The organism is Rhizobium skierniewicense Ch11 (assembly GCF_023757665.1).
Lineage (GTDB): Bacteria > Pseudomonadota > Alphaproteobacteria > Rhizobiales > Rhizobiaceae > Agrobacterium > Agrobacterium skierniewicense.
Map to the genome: position 1 here is coordinate 1 of NZ_RXPG01000030.1, position 17,317 is coordinate 17,317.

The 17,317-nt window shown below is 58.3% G+C and carries 11 protein-coding genes and 2 pseudogenes; 9 read left to right on the top strand and 4 right to left on the bottom strand.

Annotation, left to right across the window (positions count from 1 at the left end; translation table 11 throughout):
* The 3 genes and pseudogenes from EKM04_RS19965 to EKM04_RS19975 all read right to left on the bottom strand — a co-directional run.
* Nucleotides 1-826, bottom strand: a pseudogene (locus EKM04_RS19965) (IS3 family transposase); the annotation flags it as partial.
* 528 nt (nucleotides 827-1,354) lie between these two features.
* The gene (locus EKM04_RS19970) at nucleotides 1,355-2,359 is read right to left on the bottom strand and encodes a substrate-binding domain-containing protein (protein WP_183892963.1); all 1,005 of its coding nucleotides are present in this window, start codon (nucleotides 2,357-2,359) and stop codon (nucleotides 1,355-1,357) included.
* Nucleotides 2,360-2,368: 9 nt separating this feature from the next.
* Nucleotides 2,369-3,724, bottom strand: a complete 1,356-nt coding sequence (locus EKM04_RS19975; RefSeq protein WP_183892964.1) for an ROK family protein — start codon at nucleotides 3,722-3,724, stop codon at nucleotides 2,369-2,371.
* Between the two features lie 188 nt (nucleotides 3,725-3,912).
* On the opposite strand from EKM04_RS19975, the gene EKM04_RS19980 reads away from it, so the two are divergent.
* The 8 genes and pseudogenes from EKM04_RS19980 to EKM04_RS20015 form a co-directional block, all read left to right on the top strand.
* A complete protein-coding gene (locus EKM04_RS19980; RefSeq protein WP_183892966.1) occupies nucleotides 3,913-4,740 on the top strand; it encodes a sugar phosphate isomerase/epimerase family protein in 828 nt (275 codons plus the stop codon).
* Between the two features lie 38 nt (nucleotides 4,741-4,778).
* Entirely contained in the window at nucleotides 4,779-5,900 is a 1,122-nt protein-coding gene (locus EKM04_RS19985; RefSeq protein ID WP_183892968.1) for a substrate-binding domain-containing protein, read from the top strand.
* 121 nt (nucleotides 5,901-6,021) lie between these two features.
* On the top strand, nucleotides 6,022-7,188 hold the full coding sequence (locus EKM04_RS19990; protein ID WP_183892970.1) for a levoglucosan dehydrogenase: 1,167 nt from the start codon (nucleotides 6,022-6,024) through the stop codon (nucleotides 7,186-7,188).
* Complete coding sequence (locus EKM04_RS19995; protein ID WP_183892972.1) at nucleotides 7,185-8,759, top strand: sugar ABC transporter ATP-binding protein; 1,575 nt, start codon at nucleotides 7,185-7,187, stop codon at nucleotides 8,757-8,759. Before EKM04_RS19990 ends, EKM04_RS19995 begins: the two co-directional genes overlap by 4 nt.
* Entirely contained in the window at nucleotides 8,752-9,693 is a 942-nt protein-coding gene (locus EKM04_RS20000) for an ABC transporter permease (RefSeq protein ID WP_112953155.1), read from the top strand. Before EKM04_RS19995 ends, EKM04_RS20000 begins: the two co-directional genes overlap by 8 nt.
* Nucleotides 9,690-9,992 (top strand): putative quinol monooxygenase, encoded by a 303-nt coding sequence (locus EKM04_RS20005; protein ID WP_183892974.1) that lies wholly within the window; start codon nucleotides 9,690-9,692, stop codon nucleotides 9,990-9,992. Before EKM04_RS20000 ends, EKM04_RS20005 begins: the two co-directional genes overlap by 4 nt.
* Before the next feature lie 936 nt (nucleotides 9,993-10,928).
* Nucleotides 10,929-11,663, top strand: coding sequence for a hypothetical protein (locus EKM04_RS20010; protein WP_183892976.1), 735 nt, complete (start codon nucleotides 10,929-10,931; stop codon nucleotides 11,661-11,663).
* 662 nt (nucleotides 11,664-12,325) lie between these two features.
* Nucleotides 12,326-13,516, top strand: a pseudogene (locus tag EKM04_RS20015) (hypothetical protein); the annotation flags it as partial.
* A 19-nt stretch (nucleotides 13,517-13,535) separates the two neighbouring features.
* On the opposite strand, the gene EKM04_RS20020 reads toward EKM04_RS20015, so the two are convergent.
* Nucleotides 13,536-15,419, bottom strand: a complete 1,884-nt coding sequence (locus tag EKM04_RS20020) for a site-specific integrase (protein WP_252094091.1) — start codon at nucleotides 15,417-15,419, stop codon at nucleotides 13,536-13,538.
* 515 nt (nucleotides 15,420-15,934) lie between these two features.
* On the opposite strand from EKM04_RS20020, the gene EKM04_RS20025 reads away from it, so the two are divergent.
* Nucleotides 15,935-17,302: a DUF6538 domain-containing protein gene (locus tag EKM04_RS20025; protein ID WP_327786281.1), complete on the top strand. Its 1,368-nt coding sequence runs from the start codon at nucleotides 15,935-15,937 to the stop codon at nucleotides 17,300-17,302.
* Nucleotides 17,303-17,317: the final 15 nt, after the last annotated feature.

The window sequence follows — 17,317 nt, forward strand, 5'->3', positions numbered from 1 at the left end:
TTCGGTTTGCCACGTCTTTCGATGATCCGGTCCAACTCAACGGCAACCCGCAAGCCGGAAAGGGACGTATCGGCGACGCGCCCCAAGCATTCTCTTTTACAATCATCGACGACCGTAAGCACCCGGAACCTGCGGCCATCGGTGAGCAGATCTGACACGAAGTCCAGCGACCAGCGATCATTGGCAGCCGTCGGGATCAACATCGGCGCTCGGGTGCCTATCGCCCGCTTACGCCCGCCACGCTTGCGTACCGTCAGCTTCTCTTACCGATAGAGCCGGAAGAGTTTCTTGTGGTTCACAAGATGCCCCTCGCGCCTAAGCAGCACATGAAGGCGTCGATATCCAAAACGGCGGCGTTCATGCGCCAGCGCCTTCATCCGCTCGCGAAGGTCATGGTCATCGCTGCGCCTGGTTTCGTAACGGATCGCCATACGGCAAAAGCCCATGGCTTTACACGCCCGCCCCTCTCAGCGGTGTAAACACCGCCTGCCGGGCAATGGTTCGCTCATCTGGTGATGATCCATCAGATGAGCGACAGCTTTCCGCCTTGCTGCGGGCGTCACCACTTCTTTCCCAAAAGGTCTTTCAAGGCGGCGTTGTCGAGCATGGCGTCTGCCAAAAGCCGTTTCAGCTTCGCGTTCTCGTCCTCCAGCGTCTTCAGCCGCTTGACTTCGGATACGTCCATGCCGCCGAACTTGGCCTTCCACTTGTAGATGCTCGCATCACTGACACCGTGCTTGCGGCAAAGCTCCGAGACCGGCGCGCCCGCCTCGTGCTCCTTCAGAATGCCGATGATCTGTTCGTCTGTAAAACGGTTACGCTTCATTCCCTGGTCCTCTCAATGGGCCAGAGCTTACTTCAAAATGGATTATTTCGACGGGGCAAGGTCAGCTAGAACAAGGCCGACCAAGTAAGCGGTAGTCACGCTTGGCTAAATGATACGGAAATATGCACCGGAACGTTGTTCCGGTTGGCATTTTTCAGTGTTGCCTAAGTGGCTTATTTTATTGAGAAAGAAAGGCGTGGTTGGGGAACCTGGATTCTCACATGATTTCAATGGCTTAGTGGGTGAGCCTTGAAATTCCCTCTGTTTTCCAATCGCGAGCGACCGTGGATGTCACCTTTGTGCCCTGGCTTTGGGCCTCAGTCAACAGGCGCTAAAGCGGCAATTATTTCCGGATCGATGCGCTGAACTTTACGCGCAAAAGGGTGGGATATCACGCAGCACACCGAAGTTGTGCGTGTGGCGGCACGGAGCCCGTCGCATGAGACCAATCCGGGTTCTGGTCTCATCAGTCCAAATTTTGGACCGACGAAGGATCTCCTCACAACAAAATCGTCAGATGAGCCAAACTCAGCGGAGAAGCTTCTGCTGCCTCAAGACTTCTCGAGGCGCCGGAGACCGCCAGATCGTCTGGAACGATTCCACCACATTTGTGGCAGTTACCGCAACGCCGGGTAGGGCTACCCAGGCTGGCGTAAGGCGACTGAGGAGGGCGGTTACCGTTGTCGAGGCGGCCGTCTGCCCCTGCCGGAATGGCTGCTGGGCAGCAATTGTTACAATTGGCCCGCCGCCCGAGAGGCTGATGGCCGCCTCCTTGCCGAGGTCGACTGTGGCGATTGGAACAGACAGGCCAGCGGAGACGAGAGCCGCGGCCGCCGCGATGGCCGGCGTATCCCAGACCACGAACAGCCCTTTTAGGTTCGGAAGCTTTTTTGCTAACGCCGAAGCCGTCGCGCCCGCCTCCGTGAGGGAAGGGAATCGGGCGACATGCAGGTGGTGGCGCGGTCGGTTGATACGCATCCATTTCACAAAGGCGATCTCGCGCTCGTTGGTCGCGAAGAAATCCGATTCGTATCCGAGCACACCGACCTCGGCTTCCTCGCCGAGATAGGGCGCGAGACCTTCTGCCGCCATCTTACCGAGACCGAAGTTGTCTGCTGAAATCAGCGATACGTAATCCTTGCCCGGCAGTAGACCAGTCGGGACATTATCAAGCAGCACGAGCTTGATTCCGGCGGCGGAAACGCGTGCATGGGCCGCGGCGACCTTGGCATTGGCGACCGGGAGCGAAATGATGGCGTCCGGTGCTTCGCGGATCAGGCGGTCCAGCGCCTCGATCTGCACCTCGGGCGTGAAACCGCAGTCGACGACATCGATAACCGCCACACCGCAGTCGCCGAGCGTTCCGACGATACCGGCCAGTTGCTGCTTGGCCCAGTCGCTCGCCAGCGTATGCAGGACGATGGCAATGCGTAAGCCCGCAGCCCGTGCCCGTGCCTTGTCCTCAGGAAGAAGCAAGACCCGCTCTGGTGCGGATGCGCGTTCGCCATGGGGACCAAGTCCTTCAATCACCATCGACACGCCTCAAGTTTTGGGCGGCGGCATGACCGCTGCAACGGCTGCGGTCTGCGCCTCTAACCGGCCGCGAAGGGCCTCGAATTGTGGATGCGCCTGCGGGCGCCCTGCCATAATCCAGTCGCGGAGTACGGCTGGCGAGAACAGGCTTTCCGTCGCCACGATAGCAGCCCCGACGAGGCCGGAGGAACTGCCCATCTGTGAGCGGATGATCTGTAGGTCGCGACTGACCAGCGGGTGGGATGCGCCATAGATGGCCTCGCGAGCGGCTGCCAGCAGTATATCGTTGCTCTGAGCGATCGACCCGGAGAGCACGATCAGTTCCGGGTTCAACATGTTTGCAAGCGTCGCCACGACCTGGCCGATCATACGCCCGCTTTGCGAGAGGATATCGATGGCCGCCGCGTCGCCCATATGCGCCGCCTGCGCCACTTCGATCGCCGTGATCTCGCCGCCGCGCCGGGCATGCTCGGCGAGGATCGGGCTCAAGCCCTTCTCCGCCTGTATCCGGCCGTCACGAATTATCGACTCCGAGCCGGCCATGGTCTCCAGCGTACCGTGCCTCTCACCCGAACTGACCGGCACGGAGCCGATCAAGCCGACCGCGCCTTGTGCGCCCCGGAACAGCGCACCGTCGCTGACCAGCCCGGCGCCGATGCGTTTACCGATCTTGACGAACAGCATCGCCCGGTGGCCGACGCCAGCTCCGGAGTGAAATTCACCCATGGTCATGGTCTCGACGCTGGACCGCAGCCAGACGGGAACGTCGAATCCCTCGATCAGTTTCTCGACCAGCGGAAAGCTCTCCCATCCCGGCAGCACCGGGGGTGTGCCATTCTGAAAAAAGCTTTCGCCAGCGTCGGTCACGACACCAGGCACGGAGATGGAAATGCCCCATAGCTCACCGGCGTCCGGCTGCATATCGAGGATCCAGCGAAACAGCATGGTGAGCCGGTCGAGCAGCGCAGAGACAGGTTGCGTCAGGTCCGCTGCCTCGTGATGTTCCATCCTCAGATGGCCGCCGAGATCGGCAAGGCCGACGCCAAGCGCAGTCTGGTCGAGGGTGGCGACGAGGATGCTGCCGCGATTTGCGGAAAACCGCACGAGCCGCGGCGCCCGGCCGCCTGAGGCCGTGCCAAGTTCGCTCTCATCGACGAGCCTGAGCTCGGTGAGCGTCCCGAGGCGATCTGCCACCACGGCGCGACCAAGTTCGCTTTCCCGCTCCAGTTCTTGACGGGTCGTGGCCTTTTCCGTGCGCACCAGGTTGAGAATTTCCACAAGGCTGGGCGCAGCCGTTTCCGCCGTGCGCGGACGCCCCTTCCGTCGCGGGTGCATATCGGCGTCCATCTTCGCCGTAGCAGGCATATCTATTCCTTTCACCCGAACCAAGCGGATAAGCCTTGATAAATCCTCGCCTTGAGACGTGCAACAACAAACTTTTGTATTAAAACAGCATAAGTTTGCTGATAAATGCATTTTAAATGTTGACATGAGTGGTTTAAAGGCGCACTCAAGTCGATATAAGGTGGAAATGTCTTTAGGAGGAGACGACCATGGAGCGTTGCAAGCTGGCTTATCATGCCAATTGCTGGGGGGAGCTCGGCGGAAGTGCCGTTGGCGTCACCTCGATTACACAGCTCTCCTACCGAACCTTCGGTGACATGCGGCGTGCCTTCGCCGATATTGCAGCGGCAGGATATGAAGGTGTGGAGCTTTTCGATGGCAACCTGCTCGATTTCTCCACGGCGGATATGCGTGCCCTGCTGTCCGACAATGGTTTGAGCCTTGTCGCCGCATATGCTGGCGGAAACTTCATCTTCGACGATATCCTTCCTGAGGAGTTGGCCCGCGTGACGCGCGCCGCGGAACGGGCCGCCGAACTCGGTGCTCCGCATCTCGTTGTCGGCGGCGGCGCAAAGCGTTTCGACGGAACGCGGGAGGCGGATTTTCACAAGCTCGCGGCAGCGCTTGATCGGGTAGGGGAAATTGCGAGCGCACACGGTTTGCGCGGCCATTATCATCCCCACCTCTCCACAATCGTGGAGGGACCTGAGGAGGTCGCAAAGATCTTCGGCCTGACGGGTATCGATTTCTGCCCGGACACGGCGCATCTCGCAGCAGCAGGTGGCGATCCTGCGCAGCTTATACGCGATCACGCGTCCCGTATTTCCTATGTCCACCTCAAGGGCCTGCAGTGCGAGCCGTTTGCCTTCACGCCTCTTGATCGTGGTGACGTGCCGACCGACGGCATTATTGCCGCCTTGCGCGAGATCGGCTTTGCCGGCTGGATCTGCGCGGAACTCGATGCCTGGACCGATCCGCTGGAGGGCGCTCGTGCCAGTATGACTTATCTAAAATCGGCCGATCTCAAGAAGGATTGAAGGCCACCGGGGCTGTGCCCCATCCACGGGAGGAAACCATGATTACCAGACGCATTCTTTTGTGCTCCGCGGCCATCGCGGCAGTGCTGTCCATCGCGGCCCCGACATTTGCCGCCGATCCCGATACCGCGCTCGCCAAGCTGCAGGAATCGGTGCTGTCGAAGGGACCGTCGGGTGAAGACCCGTCGCCCGCCTCCGGCGTCTCGTTGACCGCTGAGGAACTTGCCAAGGTCAAGGCAATGGGTGCCACGGCTGCCATCGTCATGCATTACGGCGGCAATGACTGGTCTCGCGCCCAAATCAACGGCTTGCAGACGCAGTTCGCGGCCATGGGCATCAAGGTCATTGCGGTCACGGATGCCGGCTTCAAGCCCGAAAAGCAGGTGGCCGACCTCGAAACCATCATGGCGCAGAAGCCGAACATCATCGTTTCCATCCCGACCGATCCGACTGCGACCGCATCGGCCTACAAGGCCGCAGCGGATGCTGGCACCAAGCTGGTGTTCATGGATAACGTGCCTACCGGCTTCAAGGCGGGCAAGGACTACGTCTCCGTCGTCTCCGCTGACAATTACGGCAATGGCGTTGCCTCGGCGCATCTGATGGCCAAGGCACTCGATGGCAAGGGCGAGATCGGCCTAGTGTTCCACGCTGCGGATTTCTTCGTTACCAAGCAGCGCTATGACGCCTTCAAGAAGACCATCGCGTCGGACTATCCCGATATCAAGATCGTTGCCGAGCAGGGCATCGGCGGCCCGGATTTCTCCGGTGACGCAGAAAAGGCCGCCGGCGCAATTCTGACGTCCAACCCGAACGTCAAGGGCATCTGGGCGGTCTGGGACGTGCCCGCCGAAGGCGTCATCGCCGCAGCGCGAAATGCCGGACGGGACGACCTGATCATCACCACGATCGACCTCGGCGAAAACGTGGCGATCTCGATGGCGCAGAACGGTTTCGTCAAGGGCCTCGGCGCCCAGCGGCCCTATGATGCGGGCGTCGTAGAAGCCAAACTTGCTGGCTATGCCCTTCTGGGCAAGACGGCCCCAGCCTTTGTCGCCCTGCCGGCTCTACCTGTCACCCGCGACAGTCTGCTAGATGCGTGGAAGACGGTCTATTCGACCGAAGCGACCGCCAACGTCAAGTCCAGCCTAGGCAACTAAACCGCTTACAGCGCGCGGTGCGGAAAATCCGCGCCGCGCCAGGAGAGCCCCGGTAAGGCGATCGCTGATCCCGCCGGCATGTTAAGCAGCGTATCGCTGCACCAAATTAGGAGATACCTCGATGACGAAAGTGATGAACGTCGCCATGATTGGCGGCGGCTTCATGGGCAAGGCGCATGCCATGGCCTATGCCGCTATGCCGATGTTCTTTTGGCCGGCTCCGGCGATCCCGCACCGCAAGGTGATAGTGGATGTGACCGACGGCATGGCCGAGGACGCCCGCCAACGCTTCGGTTTCGAGGAAGCTTCCTCGGATTGGCGCGCCACGGTCAACCGGCCGGATGTTGACGTTGTCGATATCTGCACGCCGAACAATGTCCATGCTGAGATCGCCATAGAGGCGGCAAAGGCCGGCAAGCATATCATCTGCGAGAAGCCGTTGGCTCGCACCGTGGACGAAGCCCGCGCCATGGCCGAAGCGGTCAAACAAGCTGGCGTGATCAACATGGTGGCCTTCAACTACCGTCGCACCCCAGCCGTTGCTCTGGCGAAGAAGTACATCGATGAGGGTCGGATCGGTCGCATCCTCAATTTCCGTGGCACCTATCTGCAGGACTGGTCGGCGGATCCGGATTCACCGCTTTCCTGGCGCTTCCAGAAGAAGATCGCAGGCTCGGGCGCGGTCGGCGATATCGGCACCCATGTGGTCGATCTTGCGCACTATCTGGTAGGGCCGATTGCGGAGGTCATCGCGCTGACCACGACTTACAACAAGACCCGTCCGCTTCAACAGGGCGGTATCGACAAACTTGGTGCGGCGGAAAAAGCGGCCGACGCTGAACGTGGCGACGTGGATGTGGACGACGAAGTCGTATCGATGCTGAAATTTGCCAATGGTGCGATCGGTAGCCTTGAGGCGACCCGTAATGCCTATGGGCGCAACAATTTCATCACGCTCGAAATCCACGGTACGAAGGGCTCGATCCACTTCAACTACGAACGCCGTGACGAGTTGCAGGTCATGTTTGCGGACGACCCGGCTGATGCGCGCGGCTTCCGTACCGTGTATACCGGTCCGGCGCACCCCTATGGTGGCGGTCTCTGGCCGATCCCCGGCCTCGGCATCGGATATTCGGAAACGAAGATCGTCGAGTGCTACGACTTCTTCCAGGCGATCGCGAAGGGTAAGCAGCCGAGCCCCAATTTTGAAGACGGCCTGCTGACCGAACTTGTCGCGGATGCTTTCATCCGCTCCGGTGAGTCGGGAGTATGGGAGAAGGTGGGATGAACGACAGCGCCGCAGCCGTTCGGATGACAGGCATTTCGAAATCCTTCGGGGGCGTTCGCGCCCTTGAAGGCGTCGATCTCGAGGTGTTGCCCGGCGAGGTTCATGCCCTGTTGGGCGGCAACGGCGCTGGCAAATCCACGATCCTGAAGATACTGAACGGGGTTCATCGACCTGATCAGGGTACGGTCGTCGTCGCCGGACGCGCATTGACGGCTCACACGCCGGAAGAATCGCGTGACGCCGGCATTGCCATGAACTACCAGGAAATGAGCCTTATCCCGACGCTGACGGTGGCGCAGAACGTGTTCCTCACGCGTGAAAGCCGCACCGGCACCGGATTGATCGACGATGCGGACGCGGAGCGCCGCGCCGCTGAACTTTTTGCGCGGCTTGAGGTCTCGGTCGATCCCCGCGCCCTGGTCGGCGATCTCGGTGCTGGCCAGAAGCAGTTGACCGAGATCGCCAAGGCGATTTCGCAGGATGCGAAGGTTCTCGTTTTGGATGAGCCCTCGACGGCGCTCGCGGTCTCCGACGTTGAACGCCTCTTCGTCTTCCTTCAAAAGCTGAAGGTCGAGGGGGTCGCAATCATCTATGTCAGCCACCGCATGGACGAGATCGCCCGCATCGCCGACCGCGCCACCATTCTGCGTGACGGCCGGCACGTCGTCACCGCGCCGCTTTCCGAGCTGCCGATCGACACCATGATCGAGCATATCGTCGGCAAGCGCTCGAAAGGACTCTCGGACGTCGTGCGCGGCGCTTCCGTTAGGGGAAAGGTCCTGCTGGAGGTCAGCAATCTCAGCGGTGCACACAAGCCTGAGCATGTGTCCTTCGCGCTCCACGCCGGCGAAGTCCTCGGCCTGGCTGGGCTTCTGGGTTCTGGACGGTCTTCGCTTGCGCGGCTGCTCGCCGGTATCGATCCTGCTGCAAGCGGCACGATCAGCATCAAGGGCAGGGAGGTCTCGATCCGTAAGCCCGGCGATGCGATCGACAACGGCGTGGCGCTGGTTCCAGAGGCGCGGGCCACCCAGGGCATCATTCCTGCGCATTCGGTGGCATCGAACATGGTGCTCGCGGTCATCGAACGGCTGTCGCGTGCCGGTGTGGTCGACCGCAAGGCCGTGGTCGACCTCACGGACAGGCAGATTGCGCGGCTTTCGATCAAAACGGCGAGCCGCGACCACGCCGTGGCCACGCTATCCGGCGGCAACCAGCAGAAGGTGGTGATCGGCAAGTGGCTGGCCACAGATCCCGACATACTCATTCTCGACGAACCGACAGCCGGAATAGACATCGGCTCGAAGTCGGAGATCATTCGTCTGGTGCGGGATCTTGCCGCCTCCGGCAAGGCCATCATCATGATCTCCTCGGAGCTTTCGGAACTGCTGACCGCTTGCGACCGCATTCTTGTCATGGCGGATGGACTCGTTCACTCGGACCTTCCCCGCGAGGCTTTCGACGATCCGGCAGTGGCGGTGGACGACCCGGCGCATCGCCTGCAGGCAGCGGAGCAAAAGCTCCAGACCGAAATACAGCGGGCGCTCGCAGCCCAGGAGACGATCAATGCTTAAGGCTTTCGCCGCCAACTGGCGCCAGAACATCATCTATATCGGCTTCATCGCCATCTTCGTCGTGTTCGCAGTGACGCTGAACGACAAGGGCTTCCTGACAGCCAACAATCTTCTCAACATCGTGCGCCAGACGGCGATGATCGCCGTCATGGCGATAGCCATCACCTTCGTGCTGTCGGCGGGCGAGATCGATCTCTCGGTCGGCGCGGTGGCAGGCCTGACGACGGTAACCGTCGCCATGGCGATAGCCGTCGGCGGACCTTTTGCAGGCGTGCTGGCAGGGATTGCCACAGGCCTTGCCGTCGGGTCCTTCAACGGCTGGCTGACCACGCGCATCGGTATTCCATCCTTTCTCACGACGCTGGCGATGATGGGCATCGCCAAGGGCGTCGCCATGTGGATTTCCGCGACCGCTGCGGTTCCGATCCTTTCGCCCGGCTATTCGTGGCTGTTCGGCGGTGGCAATCTTGGTCGGATTCCCGTGCTGCTGGTGTGGATGCTCGTGCTTGGCGTCATCGGCCATATGGTGCTGCGGCGCACAGGATTTGGTCGCCGTGTGCTCGCGACCGGCGGCGGCGAAACCGCTGCACGCTATTCCGGCATCGATACCCGCAACATCAAATTCAAGGTTCTGGTAATGTCGTCCTGTGCGGCGGCTCTGGCAGGCATGCTGTATGCAGGGCGTCTGCAATCAGGCCGCTTCCAGCTTGGCGAGGGTGACGAACTCTCGGTCATCGCAGCGGCGGTGCTTGGTGGCACCAGCCTGTTCGGCGGGAAGGGCACCGTGGTCGGTACCATCGTCGGGGCCTTGATGATCGGGCTTATCAACAACGGCCTCATTCTGATGGGTCTGGAATTCAGCCAGCAGTTGATCGCCCGCGGCGGCATCATCATCCTGGCCGTCGCCCTCAGCCAGAAGAAGTCGGCATCATGACCGTCACCATTATCGGAACCGTAACGGCTCGCCCCGAATACCGGGATGAGCTACAGGCTATCCTCAGTCGTCAGGTAGCCCCGACACGGGCGGAAGGCGGCTGCATCAACTACGACCTCCATGTGGATGCGGCAGATGACTGTGTATTCGTTTTCTACGAGAACTGGAGAAGCCAGGAGGATCTCGACCAGCACATGGAAATGCCGCATCTCGTACCGCTTCTATCGCAGATAGACAGACTGCTGGCAAAGCCGGTCGAAATCCGACACCTGCGGATGATCGGCAACCCGGCCACGTGAGCGAGCATTCAGGGCACCGGCCCTCTTGATTAGGCTAAAAGCGGCCTGGTTCTCCTGGCTCCCTTGTCTTCTTCCATAGTGGCAAATGTCGAAACCGACTATATCGGTGAGTACACAGATACGCCCGTCAATTTCCGCGGCGATGTGCCGGAAGGGTTTACGGGGACGGAGAAGTAGCTATCGACATCGGACCAATGTGAGGCACATCATCTGGATAGATGGCAAACGGTCGGCCTCATTGCAAGAAGTCCGCGATGAAGCAGATAGCGGACGACAAGACCTGCTTCAACGTCAGCGTGGTCTTTTTCCAACGCAATATTCGACAGTCAGATCCTGGCCCCGTTGCTTGCGGATCCCCAGCCAATTTTCTGGCCGCCTTAGAATGCGACGGATGCTCCAATGACTGCGGCCGAGATCGCCCAACTCATTGAAAGGAAGCCACTTTTCCGTGCGGGAGATGTGAGCCGATTTAGATCGAAAAATTGGTCAAAAACGACTTTCCTGGGAGGCCTGGATTCTCACACGATTTCAATGGCTTAGTAGGAAAGCCTTGAAATTCCCTTTGTTTCCCATCGCGAGCGACCGTGGATGCCACCTTTGTGCCCTGGCTTTGGGCATCAGTCAACCGGACGGGCGAGCGGCAATAATTTCCGCTCTAGTGGCGAATTCGCGAGCAGGTCACAAACCACATAGACGTCCGCTTTGCGCGAACATTTCTGTCGTTCAAGTCATGCAATTCAGTTATCTTAGCGGTCACCGAAAAGAGCAGGGAGCGTCGGGCCCGTTGTGGGCGTGAGGATGATTTCGAGAGGGAAAGGCATGGACTGTCAGGACCGCAATGTTATCAAATGCCGATACGGGAAATATGTGTGAAAAAATTGGTCGCTCGTTCTGTGGCAGGCATGCAGAGATGTCAGTGTCCCGAGGAGGTTGCCGATGAAGAACAAGAAAATACCCAGTGATATTACTGCTGCCATCAGGCAGTCGGCAATCGATGGCTGGGACGATGATGCCGTTATGGTTGCCCACACTATCGAAACCGAAAAAGCCGCCTATCTTGAGCTTGAAGCGCTGGACTTCGGGACTGCTGCCGGCTTTCGTGAAAGCATCATTGCCGCTGTCTCTGAGATTTCCGAGGGCTGGGACGAGCGTCTGTCCATGGCCAAACTTGAAATCGAAGCTTTTCAAGAACTGCATGCCGCCAGGTTCGACGGTGTGCCCGCCAAAGAAATCTCCCAACTGAAAAATGAAGCCGAGCAGTCATTCCCCGATGACTTCACGGGGCAGCGCGATCATGTCGTGGCAGGCGCCCGGCGATTTATTTACGTCAGGGAACTTCGGGCTAGGATCGAGCCGATCAAGAATCTGCTGATCGATATGGAAGGGATCATCGGAGACGAATGCTACAACGCCAATATCCAGAACTACGGCGCAGGGGGCATCTGGGAAGGTGAAGGGCGGTCGTTCCGATATCCCGTGAAATTCGACAAGGGCGACGAGAGCTTAAAGCGCCGATACGTCCCTGCGGACATCGATCCGGAGGTGCTGATGACGGGACGCTATCAGTTCGGCAGCAACGAGCTGGGCATCTTCCGGGCGCTGGTCAAAGTTGTCGAAATGCTGGAGCGTGACTACGGTCTTCGCATCACGGACGCCAACCGCAACAAGTGAGGCGGGCCTGCGCGGGTTATTCGAGCCGAGGCCAGGCGACGGGGAAAATCGGGTTGAGCGGGTGAAGGCTGGCCGAGCGGCGGGCGGTCACGTTTGAATGGCCGGATCATCGGTTGCTTGAGACGCAGGCCGGGCCCGGATCGTTCGGGTGACGATCAGGAGCTTACCAACGATGAATGCCCCGCTGCCCCCATGCGCTGGTGGATCGAACACAAGAACCAATTCTTCTACAATTGTGATCTTTCCCGGTCTATTTGTACCGTTGAGAACGGTACGGTGTGAAAACGGATAACGCCTTCATCGACGCCACAAATAATTTCGATCCTAGTCTGTGATTTGAATGAATCTTCGCCCAAATGAGCATCGAATTTTTACTTGTCCTGTGACAGATAAAAATGAATTCGTTTCCCTCAACGTGTGCCTTGTTTGCGCGAAGGTCGCGTCTAACAAGCGAGATAACATGACAAGCACACGAGAACTGCGGATTAAAGCATTCAACAACTGGCCGGCTGAAACGGGTTTTCCAGTTCAACAGCAGTATACCGAACTGTTGGCTCGAGCGAACGTGCAAGCCCCTATTGTCCACTGCAATCTAGGGATCATCGACGACAGAGAGTTTCACATTCTCGTTGCTTTTCTCTTGGACGGGCTAGATGCGCTGCCGCATCGGCCATCTGGGTCTGATGTTCGGCGCTTTAGCTGCAGCGCAAGATGGAGAGGTGAAGGGTTTCGGCGTGCCGCTGCGGCAATTGACATTTGGGCTTTTGCTGTTTCCAGGCGTCTGGGATTGGTATCTGCAGTGGCGCGAGAAACGAAGAGGCTTCTTTACCGCATGGGAGGTCGATATGTTGCGGATCGCCTTATCTCTCACCAAAGAAGATACCGGGTGGCTTCGACAGCATCCGGAGCTTCTAGCTAGAGTCCAACCGATCGACGGCCTCGTCTCTCAAAATGAGATCGATTTTGCGAACGAGGACTGGCATGCTGCCTGTGAAAAATTCCACAAGCATGCAGCTCAGCGAGCCAAGGAAATACAGCGGATTGCTCGCGTCCATCGTGATCCTTTCGAACCAATCATGCCGGTTCTCGAGGCGGCGAGTCCTGTTGGTGAGTATCGCAAGATCACCGAGGAGATTATCCGCCTCATGCCAGATGAACATCGCTACCCCCAACCGGCTGCGGAAGCTGTTCGGTCATTCCTGATGCTTAGGCTTGGTTTACATTTAGGGCTGCGGCAGAAGAACCTCAGGCAACTGATGCTCAATCCGAAAGGCTCGATGCCGCGTTCGGAACGCGCGTTGGAGAAGATGAAGCGTGGCGAAATCCGTTGGAGTGATCGCGAAGGCGGTTGGGAAGTTTTCATCCCTGCCATCGCCTTCAAGAACGCGCACTCGTCCTTCTTTGGCGACAAGCCCTTTCGACTGGTGCTTCCAGATCTCTTGGATCTCTACAGGTATATCGAGGCCTATGTTGATCGGCATCGATCGGTGCTGCTGAAATCGGCCGCCGATCCCGGTACATTCTTCGTCAAGACGGTTAAGACGACCAGCACGGACGCAGCGTATGATACGACCAGCTTCTACGAGGCATGGCGTCTGACCATCCAGCGTTATGGGATTTACAATCCCTACACCGGGCGAGGCGCGATCAAAGGTCTTTTACCTCACGGTCCTCATAATGTCCGGGACGTGCTCGCGACCCATATCCTGAAGCAAACTGGCTCGTATGAGCAGGCGAGCTACGCCATCCAGGACACCGCCGACATGGTCGCAAAGCACTATGGGCGCTTCTTGCCCCAGGACAAGGCGGCTCTTGCTGCGCGTATCCTGAACCAGGTCTGGGAGGCTGCTTAACGAGGCGAGACGTCGGAAATCATTTCCGGCGTCTCGCATCATTCTTTGCCTCCCGCGCCCAAGGCGGCGGCAGTCGCTTCTCGATCCATGGCAATAGTTTGATCGGCTTCGGTTCAATGCCGGACGTGATGATCGGATATTTGCTCAGAGCATCGCGCATCAACGGTACGCGGGCAGGATTTGTGTAGCGAAGGCTGGTCTCACTGCCCTGACTGAGCCTTCCCGAGATATCGTCGATGACCAAGGGTGGCACACCTGCCTGTAGGAGAGTATCTGCCATGCCGTGACGCAGCGCGTGGAAAGCGCGATCCCACATTTTCTCTCCTAGCGACTGTTTCATGATGGGAAGGAAGACGTCGTAGAAGCGGTCCCCCGGATCGTTCGTGGTCTTGTCTGAGAATAGGTCAGGAAATACGGCCTCATATCCCAAGTCCTGGAGAGCGGCGCAATACCCCAAGAAGCCTAGGCGAACCAGTTCATCGGGAAGCGGTAGCAGCCTCTCCGATTGCTCAGTCTTTAATCCTCTAAACTTATTGGTACGCAGGATGAGCACCAGGCCATCATCGTCTTCGGCGATGTCGTTCAATGCAAGCCCGGCGAACTCGCTTCGACGCGCACCGAGATAGGAAAACATAACGGGCAGGAAATAGGCTGCATCATGGAAGACATGCGGTCCTGGTTTCTTGCGTCCGCGATCATTATTCAAGGACCCAGTATAGATCGGGCTGGAAAAGATTGGTTTGATTTCGTCCGGTTTCGGCTTGTGCTGCTGTTTGCGAATGGAGCCAAGCTTCGGTTTCTTTGGCCTCAAGCCTTCAAACGTCCAATCTTCAAGTTCAAACCCGTGCCCACGCACATGCTTCAAAAAGTGATTCAGGTTTCCAAAATGCTTACGGATCGTTGCGGCGCTCAAACCCACCGCCGCGACCGCGCCTTCAGTCTCGGCTTGCTCGCGTAGCTTTTGCCCTTCGGCTCGTAATTCGGCGGCGGACATCGCCCTCATTCTGGCGCCCTGCCCCCAACGCGTCGGAATGTCATTGAAGTGCTGACGAAGCTTGCCGATGTGGTACTGGGTAATCCGCCCGGTATGTTCCACACCGTGTTCTTCGAGCACGCCCTTGAAGATGCGAACCAGCGCACGAGCATCACGTGCGGTGGTCTCATCCCAAGAGTCCTTCATGTTCTGCGCGAGCTTTTCGCACTCGGTCTCGAAGTCTGCAACTTGGATCACAGGACGTGTCTTGCCCTCAACCGGCTGATCGATGGCTGCTGCCTGCTGTGATGGAGTACCGTCAAGCTTCTTGATCGGCGGATCTTCCAGCTCGGGCGGCGCGACAATGTCATTGTCGGGAGCTGCAGTCACCGAAGATGATGACGTCGTTTCAAGAAATGTACCTTCGATGAAATTGGGCTGTGGCCTAGATGCCGCACCGCCTGTAAGCTCGCTGAGGTCGCGATCGGCGAGCGGGTGCCTTTCGGCGACGTCAAACAGAGCTGCTGCCCGTCCGTTGAAATAGGCCTTCATGGCCTTTTCCTCGTTGAGCGCGTTTGGATTGATGTCGAACAAGTACATCAATCTGTGAAGCCCCTCCTGAAAGCCGCGCGAGGTCGCCTCTTGACGAAGTTCGAGATAGTTCGAGCGGATTGAGAAGAAGTGAGAGGCTCGGACGCCTTGCTTTCGAAGATAGGCATGGCCGGGGCAATCAGCATCCAGCGTCAGGCGATGGCGATTTCCGAACATTTCAAGAAGGCGATACGCCCATCCATTTTCTAGATCCATCTCCAGCTCTGAAATATCGGCAGGACGGCCGTAGCGCCGCGCCACCATCGAGACGTCGTCCAGATGCATGAGCATCATGTCCCGTTCGTGTTCGCAAAGCTTTTGGAGCTGCGCCTTGGACATGGGTTCCTTCCGCTTCAACTTCAGTTCGGCGACCAGCATGTTCAGCTTGCGGCCGATCGCCTGCGCTTTCTTATGATCAGAACAGTGAAGGCTCAATGAAAGCCGGCTGCCTGGTTGGCATTTCCCGAAGGCGCTTGGGACGCGCGCACGCCAATAAAAAATATTGCCGCGGCGGGTGAGATTCTCGACGTCGTGGCGGACCGCCATGAGGTTTTGCCCTTGCCTGCCACCTGAAATGCCGGCGCGCGTATTTCGCGTGGGCATCATCTGTGGGCTACAGTTCTGGGCATCAGGTCGCCAATGATGCCAAAACGATATCCGGCACGACTGGAAAATCAAGGAATTAAGGGCATTTAGGGAGAATTGGCTGGGGAACCTGGACCCTCAAAAGGTACGACCCTAACAATTTGATGTTGCAAAAGAATAAGTAGTTTCATAGGGGTAGGGTACATATCGCATGCCATTTTGAGGTACATTCCTTGTCTCGAACCCGTGCTCCAGCATACCTTGAAAAGATGAATAACGGCGGTTGGAGGGTGTCTGTCCCTGTCCCTCGAGACATGGTCAAGATCATCGGCAAGACACGTCTGAAGCGCTCACTTGAGACTCATAGCCAAGCAGAGGCCGAGCGGCGCAAACACGCGATTGTTGCCGAGTTCCTCGTCATGATCGAAGCGGCCCGAGCCGGGAGGCTTCCAAAGGCGTTGGTTACCGGCATCGCTGCAGCGCCCTCCATGTCGAGTAAGGAACTGACTAGCCTTGCCCTCGACTTGCGAGCCAACCTCCAGTCACAAGAGGGGGACAGTGAGGCAGTCGAGCTGGAGACCGAGGGCATTTATCAGGTTGCCGACAAGATCAGGGGCCAAGAGGTTGGAGTAGATGAGGAGACGGACAACCCTATCTTCGACCGCCAGAGCGCGGAAAAGGCTGGGCAGTTTCTTCGGGTAGCTCTCGGCAAGGAAACCCCAGTCCGTGAACCTCTCGACCTATTCCATGCTCAGGTGAAGTGGTCGCCTCGTACCAAAAGCGACAGCAGCAGAGCGATCACGGCACTGGAGGACTGGTGTGAGGAAAGCCGTGTGCCGTTCGTGATCGAGGCCATCACACGGAGAAGAGCGGGCCAATTCATTGGCGACCTCGCGGCCAGCACCGAACGCCCGCTCACAAACAGGACCATCAATAAGTATCTGTCCTGTCTGTCGCAGTTTTGGGTTTGGCTTGAAAAACGAGGGTACATCGAACTCGATAGTTCGCCGTGGTCTCGTCAGTCCTTGCCGAAGGTTCAGCCCTCGGAGGACGAAAAGGAGCGCCCGTTCACCGATGATGAGGTGATCAGGTTGTTTAAGGCAGAACCCAACCAGCCCTACCTCAAAGACGTTATGCTGATCGGAGCGCTCACCGGTGCGCGTATTGATGCGATTGTCAGTCTTAGGCGGAAGGACATTGGCGATGAAGGTACCATTCGTTTCAAACGTCAGAAGCGGGAGAGATACTCTAGGCAGGTTCCAATCCATAGTGCGTTGAAGTCAACGATTGATCGTCTCGTAAAAGGTAAACAGATGGATGACGCCTTGTTTCCCGAGTGTCCGCCAATCCCTCCTGACACGGTGCAGGAGCGATCCATGCCTGCAGTCAAGGCATTCACCTATTTCCGCAGAAGTCAGGGTGTAGTGGACGCTGTTGAAGGGAAGAGAAGGGAGCGTGTGAACTTCCATTCCTTCCGCCGCTGGTTCATTACCAAAGCCATTCAAGCGGGCCAGCAGGAACTTGTAGTCCAGATCGTGGTAGGGCAGAAGCCGCAGAGTGTTGCCGCGAGCGTCTACCTAGGCGGGCTCACTATGGAACAAATGGCCCAATGCGTAGAGGCTGTGAAGCTGCCGTGATTTGCGGCAATCGGG